Origin of the sequence: Streptomyces pathocidini (genome assembly GCF_001418495.1) — a bacterium.
Classification (GTDB): Bacteria; Actinomycetota; Actinomycetes; order Streptomycetales; family Streptomycetaceae; genus Streptomyces; species Streptomyces pathocidini.
In genome coordinates, this window is the sequence record NZ_LIQY01000224.1 from 1 (window position 1) to 2439 (window position 2439).

The 2439-nt window shown below is 72.0% G+C and carries 2 protein-coding genes; both read right to left on the reverse strand.

The annotated features are described in order from the left end of the window. Positions 1 to 1585 (reverse strand): PAS domain-containing protein (locus AOK16_RS12430; RefSeq protein WP_055472323.1); only part of this gene is annotated, 1585 nt, incomplete at its 3' end. A gap of 105 nt (positions 1586 to 1690) precedes the next feature. Then, the gene (locus tag AOK16_RS12435; RefSeq protein ID WP_055472324.1) at positions 1691 to 2248 is read right to left on the reverse strand and encodes a glycoside hydrolase family 25 protein; all 558 of its coding nucleotides are present in this window, start codon (positions 2246 to 2248) and stop codon (positions 1691 to 1693) included. Between the last annotated feature and the right edge of the window lie 191 nt (positions 2249 to 2439).

Genomic DNA, 2439 nt, shown 5'->3' on the forward strand with positions numbered 1-2439 from the left:
ACCAGTCGCCGCCGACCTCGTCCGTGGCCCCGGCGGGCTGGTAGCGGTAGGCGATCTCCAGACCCGGCTGCGGGGGAGGGCGGCGCGGCAGCAGGCTGCGCTGGAGCGTCAGCGCCGTACGCCGCTCGCCGCGGTAGAGCCGGGCGTTGTCGATGGAGATCGCGGCCCGGGCGGCCAGCTCGCTGGCCAGCAGCTGGTCGTCTTCGTCGAACGGCTCCTCCGCACGGGCCCGGAACAGGCTCAGCGTCCCGATCACGCTCCCGCGGGCCGTGAGCGGCACGCACATGTACGAGTGCACGCCCGCCTCGGCCAGCAGCTCGGCCGACTCCTCGCCGCGCGCGATCCGCCGCAGCGTCGACCCGTCGACCTCGGACACGAGGATCGGGTTGCCGGTGCGGGCGACCTGGGTGATCAGCCGGTCCGGGGCGTACCGGGCAACCTTCCCTACCGGGTCGGGCGCGCGCGAGGCGTCGGTGCGGTAGGCGGTCTTCACCGCGAGGGCACGGAACGTCGCGGGCCGGTCCTCGTCCAGCTCGGGGACGCTGCCGGTCTGCCGTTCGTCGAGGATCGCGTCCAGCACGTCGACGGCGGCCAGGTCGGCCAGCTCGGGCACGACGGTCCCGGCCAGCTCGCGGGCGGTGTGCGGCAGGTCGAGCGTGGTGCCGATCCGCACCCCCGCGTCGGCGATCATGGCCAGCCGGCGCCGTGCCCGGGTCATCTCGGTGGTCGCCAGATGCCGCTCGGTCACGTCGATCACCGAGATCGCCACCCCCAGCACCTGCCCGCTGGTGTCCTCCAGGCGGTAGTACGACACCGACCACGCGTGGTTGTGCTCCAGGTCCGCCGGGGTGCGCCCCTCCGCGTACTGGTCCAGCAGGGGATCGCCGGTGGCCAGCACCCGGCGGCAGGCGGACTCGATCTGCTCCGCGTCCAGGAACGGCAGCGCCTCCGACACCCGCCGCCCGAGGTGCTCGGAGGCGGGCAGCCCGTTGATCCGCTCCAGCGCCGGGTTGACCAGCACGTACCGCTGATCCGTGTCGAGGACTGCCAGGCCGACGGGGGACTGGGCGATCAGGCGCATGGACAGCGCCAGATCCGTCTCGACGCCGCGCAGGGCCTGCTGGTCGGTGGCGAGCCCGAGGGCGTAGAGGTTCTTGTGCTGGTCCTGCATCCGCATGTTCCGGAACTCGAACATCCGGATGCTCCCGTCCTTGACCCGGATCGGGAAGCCGCCGGCCCAGGTGGCCCCCGCGAGCACCTGGTCGAACAGTTCCAGCACGAGCGGTACGTGCTCGGGCTGGACCAGCAGCCTGGCCGCGGGGCGGCCGAGCGCCTCCTGCGCGCTGTAGCCGAAGAGCTGCTCGGCCGAGGGGCTCCACAGCGTGATCCGGCCCTCGGAGTCCAGCACGACCGCGGCCACGTTCAGGACGTCGAGCAGCCCGCCGGGAGCCGAAGGCTCCGGGGCGAGGCCCTCGGCGCCCTGGCCGCTCCGGCCGCCGGCCGCCGAGCCGCCGACGGCCCGGCCGCCGGCACCCTGGGGGCCCGCCCTCCGAGGTCCGGCCCTCCGAGGATCGGTCTGACTCATCCCGGGCACCTCTCTCGGTAGCCCATCCTCACCGCCCGCACTGCCTCCATGGTCCCCTGGATACGGCGGATGCGCACTGGAAGCGGGGTCCCGGGGCCGCCGGGGTCAGGCGCCCTTGGAACGGGACCACTCGCGCAGCGCGTCCCGGTCGGCGAAGGCGCCGACGTCGGTGTCCAGCGGATCGTCGGTGTACTGGTGGAACCGCCACTTCGCCCTGATCCGCGGCTCGCCCGCCCCGGCGCCGTGATCGGCTATCCACAGCCCGTCACCGGCGAACGAGGTGGTGTCCCGGTTCAGCCAGTAGTCCCGGTTGCAGTAGAGCAGCACGCGGGTGTGCGGCCGCTTCCCCTGCACGTATCTGATCCAGGAGTCCTTCCGGCCGTTCGAGACCCCGGAGTCCTCCCAGTCCAGGACGAGCAGGTCGCCCCTGACCAGATCGATCTTCGACATGAAGTAGTCGGCCTGCTCCTTCATGCTGCCCGGCCGCACGAAGTGGTAGAAGCCGGTGACCAGCCCGGCGTCCCGCGCTGTCTGCCGCTGTGCGACCCACTTGGGGTTGGTGTAGGACCTGCCCTCCGTGATCTTGATGAAGACGAAGTCGAGGCCCTTCGTGCTGTAGTCCGCCGGCTGGTACGAAGCGACGTCAACGCCCTTGACCGTCATACCCGTTGGCCTACCCGGGAGGTGGACGGGCAAGCGCAGAAACCATTCACCGGCCGAATGTGGGCGGCCTCGGGCAGGTCGGTGGCCGCCCCGTCAGCGCCCGGTGAGCAGCACCCACACCGGACCCTTCGCGAAGTTCAACTGCTCCCCGGACGGCGTGGTGAACTCCGTGCCGTCCGGGGAGCAGTTGA

Bases quoted from the DNA above. Each gene is read 5' to 3' on its own strand.
- AOK16_RS12435 (WP_055472324.1), bottom strand. From the start codon at position 2,248: ATGACGGTCAAGGGCGTTGACGTCGCTTCGTACCAGCCGGCGGACTAC.